18 protein-coding genes and 1 pseudogene are annotated in these 16,757 nt (G+C 73.8%); 7 read left to right on the top strand and 12 right to left on the bottom strand.

Annotation, left to right across the window (positions count from 1 at the left end; translation table 11 throughout):
* The 4 genes from ACFCLZ_RS02435 to ACFCLZ_RS02450 all read right to left on the bottom strand — a co-directional run bounded on the left by ACFCLZ_RS02435 (position 1) and on the right by ACFCLZ_RS02450 (position 3,139).
* Positions 1-879 carry a biotin-dependent carboxyltransferase family protein gene (locus ACFCLZ_RS02435; RefSeq protein WP_380282930.1) on the bottom strand — a complete coding sequence of 293 codons (879 nt, stop codon included), beginning with the start codon at positions 877-879 and terminating at the stop codon, positions 1-3.
* A 121-nt stretch (positions 880-1,000) separates the two neighbouring features.
* Positions 1,001-1,648 (bottom strand): allophanate hydrolase subunit 1, encoded by a 648-nt coding sequence (locus ACFCLZ_RS02440; protein WP_380282931.1) that lies wholly within the window; start codon positions 1,646-1,648, stop codon positions 1,001-1,003.
* Positions 1,649-1,657: 9 nt separating this feature from the next.
* Positions 1,658-2,488, bottom strand: coding sequence for a putative hydro-lyase (locus ACFCLZ_RS02445; RefSeq protein WP_380282932.1), 831 nt, complete (start codon positions 2,486-2,488; stop codon positions 1,658-1,660).
* A 246-nt stretch (positions 2,489-2,734) separates the two neighbouring features.
* Positions 2,735-3,139, bottom strand: coding sequence for a hypothetical protein (locus ACFCLZ_RS02450; protein ID WP_380282933.1), 405 nt, complete (start codon positions 3,137-3,139; stop codon positions 2,735-2,737).
* 226 nt (positions 3,140-3,365) lie between these two features.
* Here ACFCLZ_RS02450 and ACFCLZ_RS02455 point away from each other — a divergent pair, with 226 nt between their 5' ends.
* The gene (locus tag ACFCLZ_RS02455) at positions 3,366-4,085 is read left to right on the top strand and encodes a GntR family transcriptional regulator (RefSeq protein WP_380282934.1); all 720 of its coding nucleotides are present in this window, start codon (positions 3,366-3,368) and stop codon (positions 4,083-4,085) included.
* Positions 4,086-4,196: 111 nt separating this feature from the next.
* Here ACFCLZ_RS02455 and ACFCLZ_RS02460 read toward each other — a convergent pair whose 3' ends face one another.
* The gene (locus tag ACFCLZ_RS02460; RefSeq protein WP_380282935.1) at positions 4,197-5,147 is read right to left on the bottom strand and encodes a GlxA family transcriptional regulator; all 951 of its coding nucleotides are present in this window, start codon (positions 5,145-5,147) and stop codon (positions 4,197-4,199) included.
* 70 nt (positions 5,148-5,217) lie between these two features.
* Here ACFCLZ_RS02460 and ACFCLZ_RS02465 point away from each other — a divergent pair, with 70 nt between their 5' ends.
* The 4 genes from ACFCLZ_RS02465 to ACFCLZ_RS02480 all read left to right on the top strand — a co-directional run bounded on the left by ACFCLZ_RS02465 (position 5,218) and on the right by ACFCLZ_RS02480 (position 8,078).
* A complete protein-coding gene (locus tag ACFCLZ_RS02465) occupies positions 5,218-5,595 on the top strand; it encodes a cupin domain-containing protein (protein ID WP_380282936.1) in 378 nt (125 codons plus the stop codon).
* Positions 5,596-5,781: 186 nt separating this feature from the next.
* Positions 5,782-6,270 (top strand): nitroreductase family deazaflavin-dependent oxidoreductase, encoded by a 489-nt coding sequence (locus ACFCLZ_RS02470; RefSeq protein ID WP_380286414.1) that lies wholly within the window; start codon positions 5,782-5,784, stop codon positions 6,268-6,270.
* A gap of 149 nt (positions 6,271-6,419) precedes the next feature.
* Positions 6,420-7,331 carry a hypothetical protein gene (locus tag ACFCLZ_RS02475; RefSeq protein ID WP_380282937.1) on the top strand — a complete coding sequence of 304 codons (912 nt, stop codon included), beginning with the start codon at positions 6,420-6,422 and terminating at the stop codon, positions 7,329-7,331.
* Positions 7,332-7,493: 162 nt separating this feature from the next.
* Entirely contained in the window at positions 7,494-8,078 is a 585-nt protein-coding gene (locus ACFCLZ_RS02480) for a hypothetical protein (RefSeq protein ID WP_380282938.1), read from the top strand.
* A gap of 197 nt (positions 8,079-8,275) precedes the next feature.
* Here the strand turns inward: ACFCLZ_RS02480 and ACFCLZ_RS02485 are convergent, their stop codons facing one another.
* From ACFCLZ_RS02485 to ACFCLZ_RS02500, 4 genes and pseudogenes are all read right to left on the bottom strand, one after another.
* Positions 8,276-8,662, bottom strand: coding sequence for a VOC family protein (locus tag ACFCLZ_RS02485; RefSeq protein WP_380282939.1), 387 nt, complete (start codon positions 8,660-8,662; stop codon positions 8,276-8,278).
* Positions 8,659-8,835, bottom strand: a pseudogene (locus tag ACFCLZ_RS02490) (ArsR/SmtB family transcription factor); the annotation flags it as partial. The pseudogene ACFCLZ_RS02490 and the gene ACFCLZ_RS02485, both read right to left, overlap by 4 nt.
* A 409-nt stretch (positions 8,836-9,244) precedes the next feature.
* Positions 9,245-10,273, bottom strand: coding sequence for a homoserine dehydrogenase (locus ACFCLZ_RS02495; protein WP_380282941.1), 1,029 nt, complete (start codon positions 10,271-10,273; stop codon positions 9,245-9,247).
* 131 nt (positions 10,274-10,404) lie between these two features.
* The gene (locus tag ACFCLZ_RS02500) at positions 10,405-10,869 is read right to left on the bottom strand and encodes a phage tail protein (protein ID WP_380282942.1); all 465 of its coding nucleotides are present in this window, start codon (positions 10,867-10,869) and stop codon (positions 10,405-10,407) included.
* Between the two features lie 505 nt (positions 10,870-11,374).
* On the opposite strand from ACFCLZ_RS02500, the gene ACFCLZ_RS02505 reads away from it, so the two are divergent.
* On the top strand, positions 11,375-12,301 hold the full coding sequence (locus tag ACFCLZ_RS02505) for an aminoglycoside phosphotransferase family protein (RefSeq protein WP_380282943.1): 927 nt from the start codon (positions 11,375-11,377) through the stop codon (positions 12,299-12,301).
* A 654-nt stretch (positions 12,302-12,955) separates the two neighbouring features.
* Here the strand turns inward: ACFCLZ_RS02505 and ACFCLZ_RS02510 are convergent.
* On the bottom strand, positions 12,956-13,633 hold the full coding sequence (locus ACFCLZ_RS02510; RefSeq protein WP_380282944.1) for a CPCC family cysteine-rich protein: 678 nt from the start codon (positions 13,631-13,633) through the stop codon (positions 12,956-12,958).
* A 92-nt stretch (positions 13,634-13,725) separates the two neighbouring features.
* A complete protein-coding gene (locus ACFCLZ_RS02515; RefSeq protein WP_380282945.1) occupies positions 13,726-14,079 on the bottom strand; it encodes a beta/gamma crystallin domain-containing protein in 354 nt (117 codons plus the stop codon).
* A 555-nt stretch (positions 14,080-14,634) separates the two neighbouring features.
* On the opposite strand from ACFCLZ_RS02515, the gene ACFCLZ_RS02520 reads away from it, so the two are divergent.
* Positions 14,635-15,141 (top strand): hypothetical protein, encoded by a 507-nt coding sequence (locus ACFCLZ_RS02520; RefSeq protein WP_380282946.1) that lies wholly within the window; start codon positions 14,635-14,637, stop codon positions 15,139-15,141.
* Positions 15,142-15,206: 65 nt separating this feature from the next.
* Here ACFCLZ_RS02520 and ACFCLZ_RS02525 read toward each other — a convergent pair whose 3' ends face one another.
* On the bottom strand, positions 15,207-16,634 hold the full coding sequence (locus tag ACFCLZ_RS02525) for a hypothetical protein (RefSeq protein ID WP_380282947.1): 1,428 nt from the start codon (positions 16,632-16,634) through the stop codon (positions 15,207-15,209).
* Positions 16,635-16,757: the final 123 nt, after the last annotated feature.

The raw sequence follows: 16,757 nt of genomic DNA on the forward strand, positions 1-16,757 counted from the left end.
TCACACCGGCCGGAAGCGCAGGGCCTGGCCGGGGCGGGTCTGCGCGGCGAGCGGGAGGTCGTCCTCGTGGACGGTCGCGATGACGGGATAGCCGCCGGTGACCGGGTGGTCGGCGAGGAAGAGGATCGGCTGCCCGTCCGGCGGTACCTGCAGCGCCCCGGGCACCGCGGCCTCGGAGGGGAGTTCGCCGGCGCGGGCGCGGTGCAGCACCGGCCCGGTCAGCCGCATGCCGACGCGGTCGCTGTGGTCGGTGACGCCGTAGGGCCGGGCACACAGCGCGGCGAGGGATTCGGGTGTGAACCAGTCGTCCCGGGGTCCGGGCAGGATCCGCAGGACGGGCTCGGCGGGCAGCCCGCGCTGGGGGGCGAAGTCCGCCGCGGGCCAGCCGGCCGTGAGGTCGCCGACCGGCAGGAGGTCGCCGACCGAGAGGCGGGCGGGACCGATCCCGGAGAGCGTGTCCGTCGATCGGGAGCCGAGGACGGGCGGCAGGTCGACGCCGCCGCGTACGGCGAGGTAGACCCGCAGGCCCTCGTACGGGACGCCGATGGTCAGGCGGCTGCCGGGGACCAGCCTGACGGGGGCGTTCAGATCGACGGCGCGGCCGTCGGCGTGGGCGTCGCAGGGCGCGCCGGTGAGGGCGATGGTGGCGTGGTGGCCGATGTCCAGGACGAGCCCGCCCAGGGGTGCCTCGATGGCCGCGGCCTCCTCCCGGTTGCCGACGAGTCGGTTGGCCAGGCGCAGGCTGCGGCGGTCGACGGCGCCGGAGCGGCCGACGCCGAGCGCGGCGTGGCCGGGGCGGCCCAGGTCCTGGACGGTGGCGCCGAAGCCGGGGTGGATCACTCGTACGCGTCGGGTGGGGATCGCGGGGCCGGCGGTCATCGGGTCTCCGTGGGGTGGTGGTCGGTGTGGGGTCGGTGTGGGGTGGGTGGGGGCCGGGCCCGCGCCCGTTCCTGGAGGCACCCCGCCCGCTGCGGGGGGCGGGGTGCCGCGTCACGTTCCTTCAGGGGCGCCGCGGGTGCGGCGGGTCGGCCGGCGTGAAGCGGACGGCCGCGCCGGGTACGAGCGGTGTCGGCGGGTCGGACTCGGGGTTCCACAGGGACATGCCGGTGGTGCCGAGCAGGTGCCAGCCGCCGGGCGACTCGCGGGGGTAGACGCCGGTGAACTCGTCGGCGAGGGCGACCGCGCCCGCGGGCACGCGGGTGCGCGGGACGGCGCGGCGCGGTACCCGCAGAGCGGGGTCGGCCCCGGTCAGGTAGGCGAATCCGGGAGCGAACCCGCAGAACGCCACACGGTAGGTGGCGGCGCAGTGCCGGGCGATGACCTCGGGGACCGTCAGGCCGCACAGGCGGGCGACCTCCGCCAGGTCCGCGCCGTCGTAGCGGACCGGGATCTCGACGGTCCCGGCGGCAGCAGCAGTGGTAGCCCCGGTGGTGGTGTCCGGCAGGTCGACGGCACGCAGGGCGGCGGCGAGGCGGTCCGGGCCGGTGGCCCCGGGGTCGTAGCGCACCAGGACGGTGCGGGCGGCGGGAACGAGTTCCAGCGTTCCGGGCAGCGGGTCGCGCAGCAGCGCGGTGTGCAGCCGGGCCGCCTGGTCGAGGTCGGCGACCTCGACCAGCAGGGCCCGGCTGCCGTACCGGAGAATGTCCATGGCGACCGGTCAGCCCTTCTCGGCGAGCAGGTAGTCGCGGTCGAACCTGTCGGTCACGAACATGTGCCCCGGCGCGTGGGTGATCGCGAAGGGCGGGCGGGAGGCCATCAGGGCCGACTGCGGGGTGACGCCGCAGGCCCAGAACACCGGGACGTCGTCGGGGCCGATCACGGTCGGGTCGCCGAAGTCGGGCCGGCCCAGGTCCGGGATGCCGAGCTCGGCGTTGGAGCGGTCCCCGGGCTCGCCGACGGCCACCGGGGCGCCGTGCACGGCCGGCATCCGGGCGGTGATCGCCCGCGCGGCGGCGACCAGGCCCCGGGGGACGGGGCGCATGGAGACCACCATCGGGCCGTGCAGCCGTCCGGCGGGGACGCACGGCCGGGCCGTGCGGTACATCGCGACGTTGCGGCCCTCGGCGATGTGGCGCAGCGGGATGCCGGCCTCCAGCAGCGCGGACTCGAAGGTGAAGGAGCAGCCGATGAGGAAGGTGACGAGGTCCTCGCGCCAGTGGGCGGTGACGTCGGAGTGCTCCTGCCACTGGCCGTCGTGCCAGACCCGGTAGCGGGGCAGGTCGGTGGCCAGGTCCGCGCCGGGGGCCAGGACGCTGGTACGGGCGCCGGGAGCGGTCTGTTCGAGGACGGGGCAGGGGGCGGGGTTGAGTTCGGCGAAGCGGGCGACGTCGGCGGCCCAGTCCGCGGGCACGCTGATCATGTTGGCCTGGGTGCGGCCCAGGCACCATCCGGCCGTGGGCACCGCGGTGCCGGCCCGGAACAGCGCGCGGGCGTCGGAGGGCGCGAGGGCGGCGCGGGAGGGCGCGAGGGCGGCGCGGGTCTCGGTCATCGGGAGGGATCTCCTTCGTCGGCGGGTCGGGGTTTCGCGGCAGGGGGATGCCGGCATGGGGCGGATCGGTGGGGAGGGGGAAGGTGTGGCCGACGGTTCGCGTCGGGTCAGCGGGCGGCTCCCCCGGCCCGGTGGCCGGGCGGCGCCCCGTGGGTGCGGGCATCGCACCGCGGAGGCGGCGGCGCCTGCCGGCCGCCGGGCCGGGGACGACCGGCAACCGGCCCGGCGGGACCGGTCGGACGGGCCCTAGCGGGCGGAGGGGTCCAGCAGGACGGACAGGGTGGTCATCGGCGACAGGGGGCCGAGCGCCGCGGCCATGCCGAATCCGCGGTCGCCGAGCCTCACCCCCACCGCCAGGTGGCGGGCCGGCCCCTGCCCACGGCTGACCGACAGGCTCAGACCGCGGGCGCCGGCGGTGCGGTAGCGCCCGGCGAACAGCGACAGGGGGCCCGTCACGATCAGCCGGCCTCCCAGGGTGAGCCCCAGGAGACCGGCGGCGACGGCCAGTCGCAGGAGGGGGTGGAGGTCCAACCCCGCGTCGATGAGTACCGTGGACAGCGCGGCCGCGACCGGCGAACGGTCGCCCCCGGTGGCACGCGCAGGTCGGCGGGCGCGGTTGCGGCCCGGGAGTCCCTGTGACGATCGTGGCATGGTCTTTCCCCCAACTGCGTTGTGGCGAGAGCCCTTTCGCATTCGACAGTGGCAGCACCCGGACAGCCCCCGCAAGGCACCGTCGGCACCCGATCCGCTTCGCCGGAAAGAGGACGATTCACCAGGAGGATTGTTGAACAATTGCATTGCACTGCACACCGCCTGACGGGACGTCGCGCTGGATGGTACGAAGGTGCGGAACGAATGACGAGCCGGGAGGGGCGCCGTGGACAGCCGCACGGGCAGTGGGACGGGCAGTGGAGCGGGCAGCGAGGTCGAGGACTGGGCCGAGGAACTCGCCCAGGCGGGTTGGAGCAGCAAGGCGGAGCACGTCGCGGCGATCCTGCGCCGACGGATCGCCGAGGGCAAGCACCTGCCCGACGTCAGGCTGCCCGAGGACACGATCAGCAAGGGGCTGAAGGTCTCCCGCAACACCCTGCGCGAAGCGTTCCGCCTGCTGGCGCACGAGGGGATCGTCGAACACCGGCACGGCCAGGGCGTGTTCGTCCGCCGGTTGAGCGTGGCCGACGTGGTCGACCTGTACCGGCTGCGCCGGGTGGTGCAGCCGGCGGTCATCAGGGACCTGAAGGGCCGGGCCGTCGACCTCGGTCAGGTCCGAGCGGCCGTCGAGGAGTTCGAGGCGGCCGGGCCGGGGGCCGACTGGCGGGTCCTTGGCACCGCCAACCTCCGTTTCCATCTCGCGCTCACGGCGCTGGCCGGCAGCCGTCGCCTGGACGGGCTGATGAGCCGGGTCCTGGCCGAACTGCGCCTCGTCTTCTACGCGGTCTCCGACCTGCGCGAGTTCCACGTCGCCTACGGCGCGCGCAACCGGAAGATCCTCGAGCTGATCGACGCGGGCGCGCTCGCGAAGGCGGCCAACGAGATGACCTCCTACCTGCGGGACGCGGAGCGCGATCTGGTCGAGCGGTACGTCGCGGTCCCGTGACGCCCGGACCGCCGGCAGGGCTGTCCCCTCGGCGGCGACAGGGGACCGACTGGACGGGCGGACGGCGCCGCGCACTCCCCCGGTGCCCGGCGCCCCGGCGGCGGCAGGCCGTCATCGCGGCGCGGACCGGAAGGCCCGGCGATAGGCGCCCGGCGTCGTGCCCAGGGTGTCGAGGAAGCGCCTGCGGAGGTTGGTGGCCGAGGACAGCCCGACGCGGCGGGCAACGGCGTCCACCGGGAGGTCCGAGGACTCCAGCAGTTCCCGGGCCGCGGTGATCCGCCGGGCGAGCAGCCACCGCCCCGGGCTGGTGCCGACCTGCTCGGCGAAACGGCGGGCCAGGGTGCGGGCGGAGCAGCCGGCGCGGGCGGCCAGGTCCTCGACGGCCAGTGGTCCGTCGAGTCTGCCGCTCGCCCACTCCAGGAGCGGTGCGAGTGAGCCCTCGATCTGGGCGGGGTGGGGCGGCGCGGAGTACTGCAGCTGCCCGCCTTCGCGGTGCGGCGGCATGACCATGTTGCGGGCCACGTGCGCGGCGTATCCGGCGCCCTGGTCGGCGCGCACCAGGTGCAGGCACAGATCGATCCCGGCCCCGGAACCCGCGCTGGTGGCCACATCGCCGTGGTCCACGTACAGCACGTCCGGATCGAGGCGCACGGCCGGGAAGCGCGCGGCGAAGTCGCCCGCCAGCGCCCAGTGCGTGGTTGCCGAGCGGCCGTCCAGCAGACCCGCGTGGGCCAGGGCGAAGGCTCCGGAGCAGATGCTGATCACACGCGCTCCGCGCCGGTGTGCGCGGCGCAGGGCCCCCACGACGGCGGGCGAAGGAGCCTCGTCGACGGGCAGCCAGCCCGGGACGACCACGGTGTCCGCCCGTTCGAGCGCCTCCAGCCCCTCGGTGACGAGCATCTCGTACCCGGCCCGGGTGGCGACCGGGCCCGGGTGCTCGGCGCACACGCCGAAGTCGTAGCGGGTCGGAAGACCTCGCCTCTCGATCCCGAACACCTCCGCAGCGCAGGCGAGTTCGAAGGTCGACTGCGGCGCGTGAACGAGAGCCGCCACACGATGCATGGCAGAAAAGTACCCCAGAACGTCAATCGAGACACTGGGCCGGGCGCTCGCGGACGAGGAGGCTTGCCCCATGACGACAGAGCCATCACGGACAGCACAGGCAGCGGACGCGACAGCGCGCACGAGCGGGCAGGCGCCCGGCTACACGTGGTCCGCCGTCCACGACGCGCCCACACGTGAACTCTTCCCCGGCATCCGGCTGCGGCCGCTGTGGAGCGCCCCGGGCGGCGCGAAGGCGCACGTGCTGGAAATGGACCCACACACGTGCTGGGAAGGCATCGACGTCCACGAACCGGGCCCGGAGGAGGTCTTCGTGGTCTCCGGCGTCTTCAACGACGGCGAACGCGACTATCCCGCGGGATCGTTCATCCACGCCCCCGCCGGCTCGTCGCACATCCCGCAGACGACGACGGGCTGCACACTCTTCGTCTTCTACCCCGAAGGCTAGAGCGGCCCGCCGCCCGGACCGCCGAGAGGCACCCTGACCTGCGGAGACAAAGAATCGGCTGCAAGACCGGAACCGTGCCGTCACACTTGAAGTCGTCGGCAGAGCGGGAACGGCGGTCGCCCCCTCGCGTGAGGCTTGTACTGGATCGTCCCGACATGATCCGTATACGACAATGGGGTGAACGCGATGCCTCTTGAGGGCGAGTACGAGCCGAGCCCGGCGCCGTGGATACGCGAACAGGTCGAGCTGTACGAGAGTTCGGGTGGCACTCACGGCACAACGTTCGGGGACACGGGCCTGCCGGTCGTCATCGTCACGATGCACGGCGCGAAGAGCGGCAGGATCCGCAAGATTCCGCTGATGCGCGTCGAGCACGAGGGGCGGTACGCGGCGGTGGCCTCGAAGGGCGGCTTCCCGCACCACCCGGACTGGTACTTCAACCTCAAGGCCAACCCGCGGGTGGATCTCCAGGACGGCCCCGAACGCCGGGGCATGACGGCCCGCGAGCTCACCGGTGACGAGAAGGCCCGGTGGTGGCGGCGCGCGATCGCCGCGTATCCGCCGTACGCCGAGTACCAGGAGAAGACCCACCGCGTGATCCCGGTCTTCGTACTCGAACCCGAACCCGAGCACGCGGCCGGGCCGGCGAAGGCCCCGGCGGCGACCAGGAACTGAGCTTCGGCCCCCGCAGAAGCAAAGGTCTCGTACGACGGGACAACACCTGAGCGCCGGATGGTGAGAAACCCGGTGCGAACCCGGCCTGGTGATCCACTAGAGTCTGCGCCCGGCACCATCAGGGAAGTTCGGGCTCACAGGGAGTTTCCATGCGCGGAGCGCGTTCCGCCGTCGTCGTGACCGTCGCGGTAGCCGTGCTGTCCGGCGGCCTCACCGCCTGTGGCAGCGCCGGTGGTGACAGCGAAGGCGGACCGTCGCAGGCGGCCACCACCACCCCGGGCGGTGCGGTGACGAGCAGCGGGGCGGCGGCGGGCAAGGCGGCCGAGCTCGATCCCAAGGCCGCGCTGGCGGCGTCGGCCGAGGTGATGCGCAAGGCGGGCAGCAGCCGGTACACCCTGTCCGCGCCGGACGGCCTGGAGGCCAAACCGGGTACGGGCTTCGCCAATTGGGCAACCAGGCCGGCCGCGATCGAGTACCTGGTCGACGCTCCGAACGCCCGGATCAGAGTCCGCGTGGTAGGCAACGAGGCGTACATGGGCCCCACGGAGCAGGCCGCGGCGGGGGCGGGCGAGCAGGTCTTCTGGGTGAAGTCGCCCTTCCTCATGTGGCGCCGACCGTTCTACCCGCAGCTGGCCATGGCGATGGACCCGGTGAACCAGCTGACCCTGGCCCGGGCGGGCCGACTCAGCACGGTCGGGACCGAGACGCTCGACGGTGCCGAGGTCACGCACTACCGCGCCGTCGCGGACGTCGCCGCCGTACTGGCTGCGATACCCGACCTCACCGAGGAACACCGCCCCCACGTCGAAGCGGCCCTGAAGAAGAGCGGCGAAACGTTCACCCTCGACCTCTGGCTCAACGCCAAGCAGGAACTCGTCCGGTTCCGCCAGTTCGGCGCGAAGGACGGCGAGGACAAGGCCGTCACCGTGACCTACTCGGCCCTGGGCACCGCCCCTGCCATGACGACGCCCGCCGACAACGACCTTCGGAAGTCACCCGACCTCGACAAGTTCCTCGACCCGTCACCCGCCACGACCGGCCCGGGGCACGAAGCCGCCTAGGACTCTGCGCCGGCGGTGCGGACCTCGCTGCTCGGCGCGCCCCGGGACCGGCCGGGTCCGGCTGTACGGTCACGTCACTCGAACGGGTGAAAATGCTCAGACGGGTCGCATGCGAATCCGATGGAGGGGGCGGGGGGAAACCTCACGAAGGGAGCCACCCCGATGCGCCCGATCAGCACCGCGCTCGCCGCCCTTGCCGTAACGGCCACGGCCCTCCTGCCGACCGCCTCCACGGCGGCCGACACCCACCGACCGACGGCCGAGACCGCCGCTGCGTCGAACCCGGACTTCACCGTCAGCTGCCTCACCACCCTCGGCGGCGTGCAGCAGACCGAGAGCTGGCTCTTCCAGCCCGCCCCGTCGACCCTCGGCCGCACCGTCTCGGCGACCCACCGCACCAGCTACCGCAGTTGCTCGGGCAGCGCGAGCAGCACCCTGAACCAGAACACGCCCGTCAGCTGGATCGCCACCTGCCTGGAACCGTTCCCCGTGTTCAGCAGCGAGACCGTCACCTACACCTGGGACACCGGCGACACCACCACCGTGAAGTTCGACCGGGTGACGATGACCCACGAAGCCGGCGGCAACCTGATCCGCTACCGGATGAACAGCAAGGGCACCGTCACCGCCGGCAGCGGCCTCGGCAAGGCGGTCACCCGCAGCACCCTGTTCGACCCGGTCGGCAGCGGCTGCAACAAGGACTCCACCGAAGTGTTCGGCACCACCGGTCAGTTCAGCATCGGCTGAGCATCGCCCTCACCCGCGCCCCCGTCCGTGCCGGCTCCGCCCCGGGGCCGGCACAGACGCGCTGGCACCCGGCACGACGGGTGCCAGGTGCGGGGACAGGGTGTCGACCGCCCATGAGGACGGCGTCGCGGTCCGGACCCGTGGCCACCGAGGCGGCGAGGGCGCCGACGGAGCGGGGATCGTCAGGGGGAGGGTCCTCAGTGCTGGTGGGCGAGCTGGATGAGGTTGCCGCAGGTGTCGTCCAGGACCGCCGTGGTGACCGGGCCCATCGCCACCGGCTCCTGGGTGAAGCGCACGCCGAGGCCGCGCAGCCGCTCGAACTCGGCGGGCACGTCGTCCACGGCGAAGGAGGCCGCGGGGATCCCGTCGCCGACCAGGGCCTCCTTGTAGGGCCTGACGGCGGGGTGGCCGTCGGGCTCCAGCAGCAGTTCCGTTCCGTCGGGCTGTTCGGGCGAGACCACGGTCAGCCACCGGGCCGCTCCGAGTGGGACGTCGTGCTTCTTCACGAAGCCGAGCACCTCGGTGTAGAAGCGCAGGGCCTTCGCCTGGTCGTCGACGAAGACGCTGGTCAGATGGATCCTCACGGGTTGGCCTCCGGCTCGTCGCGGCCGAGCCACCGGGTCACGATGCTCCCGAGCGGCTCGGTGTTCAGGTCGTGGACCTTGTAGCGGCCCTCGCGGCGGGTGCGGACCAGGCCCGCCGCCTCCAGGACCGCGAGGTGCTGGCTGATCCCCTGACGCGACAGCCCCAGGCCATACCCGTGAGGGTGTATGTAAAAGCCCACCAGATGAATCTATACACGCTGGAAGAAATGTCGCGATCCCGAATCGCTTTTCCGAGGCGCACCGGCCCCTATGGCGAGGCGAATGGAACACGGATGGAAAAGCTCAAGTCCTGGGCTGCCGTGCACGATCTGTTCACCGTCCGGAGCGGTGGACCGCCATGGGCGGGATCCGGCGGGCGGCGGCGAGGACACCGGCCGGTCGGCGAGCCAGGTCCTCGTCCCGCTCCACCGTGAACAGCCGCGTTCCGGCCCCCGGTGGGAAGGCTGCTCCGCATGGCCGCGGCCTCGAAGCCCTTCGGCACCCTCGCCGAGAGCGGCACCGGTTCGGGCGTCGGAACCACCTGGCTCCACAACGGCCTCGGCGTGTGCGGCCGCATGGTCCTCAGCCGAAGCCGAAGCGGCCGGCCGTCGTCACGTCGAGGGTGTCCTTGAGCATCGCGAGGGCCGCGCCCGCCGGGCTCGAACGACCCCCGCTCACGGCGATGTCCCCCGCCTCGGGACAGCCGTAGACGACGGCCTTCTCCGGCCCGGCCAGTGCGTGGAGCGGATCGCCCGGAACGGTCTCCTCCAACCGGACGCGGACCACCGAGGGCTCGCCGAGGCTCGCGCCCGCCACCGCCCGCAGCCTGTTCCCCCGCGCGGCCGCGGCCAGGGCCGCCGAGGCGGTGCGCTCGTCCACCGGCTCCGTGCGCACCCGCACGGCCGACGGCTCCCACCCCCACAGCAGCGCCGCCAGCAGGCGCACCTTGGTCGCCGCGTCCTCGCCGGAGAGGTCGGCCGAGGGGTCGGCCTCGGCGATGCCCCGCCGCTGCGCCTCGCCGACCGCTTCCGCCAGGGACTCCCCCGCCGCCAGCCGGTCGAGGACGAAGGTGGCCGTCCCGTTGGGACACGCCCGCACCGATCCGCACCCGAGACCGCGAACGCCCGCCCGCGCCAGGTCGGCCGCCGGCAGCGCGGCGCCGGTGGCCCCGGAGATCCTGATCAGGCTGCGGCCGGCCCGGGCGGCATCGCCGAGTTCACGCCAGTGGGTGAGCAGGTGGCCCTTGGCCGCCGTGACCACGTGGACCCCGCGGCGCAGGGCCGCCACGGCCTCCTCGGCCGCCTGCCGCCGCACCGCCGGCGAGGAGGGCAGCGCCTGCACCAGCACGCGGGCACCGCTGCGGTCGAGGCTCTGCTCCAGCGCCACCGGCGGCCCCCAGGCCTGACGGGGCGGCACCGCGCCGTCCGGGCGGGGCAGGCAGTGGGCGGAGCCGGTCCGGACGGCGCCGAGCCGCAGCCGGACGCCGTACCGGTCGGCGAGTTCCGCGCCCCGCGTCCGCAGCAGGTCGGCGTAGGCACGGCCGACCGGGCCGTAGCCCGACAGCACCACCGTGACGTCGTCCGGCGGACCCGGCGCACTGGCGGCCGTCATGGCGGGGCGTCTCCTTCGTCGGCCGTGCGCGCCATCGGCAGCGAACCGGCGGCCGAACGGTGGTGGAACGGCGGTGGAACGGCAGGGATCGCCGCCGACGCAGGATCGTACCGGGACCGAAGCACGTCGGTTCAGTACTCGTTCTTGATGACGAAGAACGATCCCCGAATGGTCCCGGCCAGCTTCGACTTCTGCCGTGCGAACTTGAACCGCGAGGCGAGCTCCTCCGGGACCTCCATCCCTTCCGAGAGCTTGAACCCGACCGCGCGCTTCTTGGGGTCGTCGACGGTGTACATCACGTTGACCGCCAGGCCGCTCTCGTAGAAGACGAAGGCCATGCGGATGTTCTCGACCTGGAAGGCCGTGGCCTCCAACGGCCTGGACGCGATGACGATCCCGCGCTCCTCCCTGAGGATCCGGTGCACCCGGTCGACGGCCTCCGGAGCGTCGTCCGCGGCCTCCACCGTGAACACGTGGTCGTACTTGTTCCTGAAGTAACGGGCCTCGTTCGCCCGCAGCCCGGCGAGGGCGTCCGCGACGGGCGACGACTCCAGGCCGACGGTCGATACGGTGACGAAATCCACGGTGTAGGTCATGGCGGATTCCTTCTCATGGCGTGGACGGATGCGGAGTTGCCGGTCGGACGCCGACCGTGAAGGCCTCGGCCGCGCCCCCGGAGCGGTGTGGAGCAGCTCGACGGGACGGCGTGACGTGCAGTGGTCTCGGGGCGTCGATCGTACCGATCCCAAGCACCTCGGCCCGGGAACGACCGACCGGCGCGTCCCGTCCACCCGGTGCGCGCCGAACCGCCGTCGGCGGCACTTGGCACGGATCACCCAGACGGCGGACGCTCGGTGCGCAGCCGCTCGTCGGCCGACCCCGTCCACCAGCCATGGGCTACGTGGGGCGCCAGTTCGGCTTCGTCGCGCGGGGCACGTCCACCACGCTGGGCTTCGTCAGCACCGTGGCCGGAGCGTACGGACCGGTCATCGACAACGTCCGGGTGACGGAGTGCAGGCCCTGCTGCGGGTGATCGGCCCGGGCGCCGCCCGGCGACGAGGACGACGAAGCCGCAGAGCCGTTCGGGTAGCGTGGCCCGGCATGACGCACCACGAGATCGAAATCACGGCGGAGCTGGTCCGGGAGTTGCTGCACGACCAGCACCCCGACCTGGCCGACCGCCCGGTACGGCTCGGCGCGCGCGGGTGGGACAACCAGCTGTGGCGGCTCGGAGAGGACCTCGCCGTCCGGCTGCCCTGGGCGACGTCGACGGCGGACGCGCTGCTGCGCAAGGAGCACGCGTGGCTTCCCGCTCTCGCGCCGGGCCTTCCGCTGCCGGTCCCCGTGCCGCAGCGCCTCGGCGAGCCCTCCGAGCGGTTCCCGCGGCCGTGGACCGTCACCACCTGGGTGCCGGGTACACCCGCCGACCGCGCCCCCGCCACGCGCGGCGCGCAGGCGGCCGAGGCGCTGGCCGCGTTCCTGACCGCGCTTCACCGGCCCGCACCCGACGGGGCTCCCCGGGGCCGTGATCGCGGAGGACCACTGGCCGACCATACCGAGGGGGTCGCCCGGGCGCTGGCCTCGGCCACCGGGTTCGGGCTGGTCCCCGACCCGGACGCCGTGCGCGCCGTCTGGGAGGACGCCGTCGCCGCGCCCGCCTGGACGGGCCCGGCCCTGTGGCTGCACGGCGACCTGCATCCGGCCAACGTCCTCACGGCGGACGGCACCTTCTGCGGTGTGGTCGACTTCGGCGACCTGTTCGCAGGTGATCCGGCCTTCGACCTCGCCGCTTCCTGGATCCTGCTGCCGGACGGCGCCGCCGACCGCTTCCTCGCGGCCTACCGGCCGTCCCCGGACCAGGCGACCCTGCGCCGAGCCCGCGGCTGGGCGGTGTGGCGCGCGCTCAGCTGCCTCCTCATCGGCGAGGCGGGCGTCCGGGGCCGGCCCGGCGGCCAGCCCACCTGGGGCCCGCCCGGGCAGGCCGCGCTGCGGCGCCTCACCGCGACGGCGCCCGGGCGGGCGGGGTGACTACCCGGTGCCGGCCTCCAGCAGGGCGGTCAGGGTCGGCGAAGGCCGCGCGCAGCGCCTGCGGGTGCTCGATCCGGGGAAAGTGACCGGCGGCCTCGATCGTGCGCCTCAGGAGGTGGGTGCTCTGGTCGACGACGTGGTCCTCGGCTCCGCCGACGATCAGCGTCGGCAAACCGCCCTCCCGCGGCGACCGCCCAGGTCACCGCCTCGTGGCAGCGCGGGAGGTGCTCCAGCAGCGACCGGCCCGCGGCCAGCCCGCGGGAGGTGAAGTCCCACGGCGCGGCGGCGACGGTCAGTGCGCGCAGGGTCGCGTCGCCGGGCTCCCGAGCGTGGGCGGCGGCCGCCTCGTCGACGGCCTCCGCCGGCGCGTCCGGCCAGGCTCGTAGGGGCGGTCCGCCACCTGCGGCACGCCTCGGTGGGAACCGTCGCCCGGCAGGTCGACCAGCCACACCAATGCCCGGCACCCCGACCGCGCGGGCCAAGCCCCGGGCGGACTCGGACCCCGGTCCGGGGCCGCCCGGGACCAACAGCCCGCTTCCACCGCCCCTCGTCGTTCCGGGAGACGCGGCGCAGCCTGACGCCCGACCTCGTCCAGCGGTCCCGCACTTCCCGACCCACGCCACCGCGCCCTTCCTCGCCGCCCACCGATCCCGTCTACGCGTGGTACGCCACGCCGAACCCCGGCGAGACCTCCTCGAACCGTGCGAGTTGCTCGCGCAGCGCCACGGCCGATTCGGGGCAGCGGCGTTCGAACTCGGACCAGCCGGTGAAGCGGAGGTCACGGGGCATCGGGACGAGTCCGGTGATCGCGTCCCAGAACGCGTTCCAGTTCATCCCGTAGAACGGGGGGAACCCGAGCTCCCGCTTCAGAACGGCCTGCAGTCCACGATCGTCGTGGACCGAACCCAGGTCGACGACCACCCGCCGGTCCGGGTCCGGCTCGGGCGGCTCGCCGGGCCCCCAGAAGGACGGGAGCCACCAGCACAGCACCGACAGGTCGGCCGGCCAAGGACGACAAGGCTCGTCGTCCTCGTCCTCGAACAGGTCCGCGCGCGGGTCGATCGGGCGCCATGCGGCGTCGAGCGGTTCGTCCTCGGTGGCCGGACGGGCGAAGCGCCGGCCCCGCTGGTCGCAGGCGCCGTACGCCCGGAAGTTCCGCTGGGCCTCGACGAGCGAGGGCCCGTTCGCGCGGTCCCGGGCGAACGGCCGGCGGAGCCGCTGCGGGTCGTCCTCCCAGCAGCAGACCGGGCAGCTGCCGTAGGAGCCGGGCCAGCCGTCGGCGGCGTCGAAGACGAGGTGACCGCAGCAGGTGCACGGACGCTTGGTATCCACCGGGGCAGTCTCGCCAATCCTCGCGGCGCCCCGCAACCGACTTGTCGCGGGGCGCCGGGTGCTGTCGCGGGAGGCGGCGGGCCGCCGGTTCGTCAGAGAATCTGAATGGAGGCGACCCTCGGCGGCCGGTTGGGGAAGGTGATGTCGTGCCAGCGCTCGATCTTCACCGAGTCGCCGTTGACGTCGTAGTAGATCAGGTCGTTGTTGCCCGTGTAGATCCGGTCGACCCACCAGGCCCCGAAGTCGGTCCTGCCCGCGTTCGCATAGCAGTCGACGCTCTGGCCTCCGTCGAGGTGCGACCAGATCTTCAGGAATTCCTCGCCGCCGACGCACTCGATGTGGTCGATGGCGTAGGCGCTGCCGCTCGGCACCACGAGGGTCAACGCGGCGGCGGCCGCGAACGCCACGACCGCGGACCAGACGGTCCGCACGCTCTTCGGGATCACGGGTTCTCCTTCTTCCACGAGGGCCGACGGCCGGCCGGCCGCGCACCGGACCGGGCCCTGACGGCGGCGTCTGCCGGGACCGCCGGGCCGAGGACCGGGAGCCCCAAGCTAGCGACCGCCGTCCACCCTCCGGCCACAACACTCCGGATGCGAACCGCGGGACCGAAGCATCACCCGATCGTGGCGCGCCCCTCGAACGTGAGAACCGGCCTCTCTCGTCAGTCTTCTGATGATTCGTCAATATCGGTTCATCCCAAGGACGATCACCGCACAGGCGTTGGCCGCCGGCCCGTCCCGGCCACTGGCTCCGGACACCTGCTCGGCCAATGCGACTCGGGTGCAAGCCTGTTGATGAGACACCGTGTCCATACCGCACCACGGCCGCCGCCTGTGCGGTGGCCGTGGGACCCGCCGCCGCTCGACCAAGCGCCGCACCACCGCGCATGGAGAGGCTCAGCCAGGCGCCCGGCGGCGACTCCTACCTCGTCGGCCGCCTCCGACGTGTACGTCCGTCCGTGACCGGGTCGCCGGGGCGCGCACCGGTAGGGTGCCGGGGTGACTGGATCCGTGCGGTCTGCGCTGCTGTTCCTGGACGTCGACGGTCCGCTCATCCCGTTCGGCGGGGAGGGACCGTACCCGGTGTTCCCGGGGGCGGGCGCCGAGGGGAATCCGCTGCTGTCCAGGATCGATCCGAGGCACGGACCGCGGCTGGCCGCGCTGCCGTGCGAAGTCGTGTGGGCCACCACCTGGATGGACGCCGCCAACCTGTGCATCGCCCCGCTGCTCGGCCTGCCGCCGCTGACCGTCGTGGACTGGCCGGAGCCGTCCGACGACGAGGAGCCGGACGCGTACGACGGGCTGCACTGGAAGACCCGCCCGCTCGTGGCATGGGCGGGCGGGCGGCCGTTCGCCTGGGTCGACGACGAGATCACCGGTGCCGACCGCTCCTGGGTCGCCGCCCACCACCCGGCGCCCGCGCTGCTCCACCGGGTCGATCCGCGGGTCGGGCTGACCGACGGCGACTACGCGGCGCTCGACTCCTGGCTGCGGCAGCCGTTCTGACGGCACACCGCGAGCGCGCCGGACGCGCTCGCGGTGGCGGTGGCGGCGGTGGTGGCGCTGGCGGATCAGAAGGGCAGGACGTGGCGGCTGAAGGCGTCGGTCCGACCGTTGGTGTCGCCGGGGACGAGGGTGCCGTCCTCGGAGGAGAACAGGACGGTGGTGCCGAGGCCGCCGACCACCGCCGTGTAGGAAGCGCCGGTGGACTGGGTGCCGTCGGAGGAGACGCTGACCCGTTCGGTGCGGCCGGTCCACAGGTCGTGGCGGAAGACGTCCTCGACGCCGTTGGTGTCGCCCTCGACGAGGTTGTCGGCGGAGGAGGTGAAGTACACCCAGCGGTTGCCGGGGGCGACCACCGGGTCGTAGGAGTGGCCGGTGGTGCGGGTGCCGGGCAGGGCGGTCGGCACCCGGCGCACGGTGTTGGTGCGCAGGTCGCGGACGAGGATCTCCAGGTGGGTGCGCCAGCCGCTGCCGTCCGGCTCGTCGGGGACGAGCAGGGAGTAGACGGCGAGGCGGCCGTCGGGGCTGAGGTTGCCGCTGTTCACGCCGCGCAGCGCGCCGGTCTCGTCGGTGCTGCCGGCGCTGGTCCGGCCGGTGGCGAGGTCGTGGACGTAGAACGGGTAGAGGCGGGGCTTGGTGACGCCGGACCCGGGAGCGTCGGTGGGCCCGGGCTCGGAGCCGGGCTCGGCCGCCGGCTCGCCGCCCTCCTCGGGCGGCAGGAGGTTGGTGGCCCGGGAGATGAAGCCGACGCTTCCGCCGTCGGCGCTGATCACGGGCCAGAAGGACGGCCGGTTGGCCGGGGTGCCGTCCGCGCCCACGGTGATCAGGCGGGTGGTGCCCGTCCAGCGGTCGGTGACGTAGACGTTGTCCCGCGGCGGGGTGTCGCCGGGGACCAGGTCGGTGCGGGTCGAGGCGAAGGCCACGTAGCGGCCGTCGGCGCTGATCGTCGGGGTGTAGGAGCCGCGGTCGGGTTCCTCGCGGACCGGGTCGCCGACGGTGATCCGCTCGGTGCGGCCGGTCCAGCGGTCGCGGAGGTAGATGTCCTCGGCGCCGTTGGTGTCGCCCGGGACCAGCGCCGCGGCGGAGGTGAACACGACGTAGCGGCCGGTGGCGTTGATCGCGCCCTCGGAGGAGGAGTCGTCGGCCTGTCCGCCCGAGGCGGTGAGGCTGACCCGCTCGGTGCGGCCGGTGAGCAGGTCGCGGACGAAGACGTCGGTCACCTCGTTGGTGTCGCCCGGCACCAGGTTGGCCGCGCCGGAGCCGAGCACGGCCCAACGGCCGTCGGCGCTCAGGCCGGTGGGCGAGGTCTCCCCGTCGGGCTGGGCGCCGCCGACGCCGGTGCTGATCCGGGCGGTGCGCGCCCAGGGCGGGGTGCCGCCCGCCGGGTCGGCCTGGGCCGGGACGGCCGCCGTGGCCCCGGCCAGGACGGCGGCGGCCAGCAGCACGGCCGTCCGCGCGGCCCTCGTCGTCCGGGAGCTTCGTGGTGCGGTGGTCATGACGGGCTTCCTCCCCTGCTCGCGCCCTCGTCGCGCGCCCGGCGAAGCGCCGTCGCGCGGCCCGCCCCCCTCGGCGGTCGGCTGGGGACGAGCCAACCGCCGGGGGCGAGCCGGGTCAATGGC

Origin of the sequence: Kitasatospora purpeofusca (genome assembly GCF_042691725.1) — a bacterium.
GTDB classification, from domain to species: Bacteria; Actinomycetota; Actinomycetes; order Streptomycetales; family Streptomycetaceae; genus Kitasatospora; species Kitasatospora purpeofusca_B.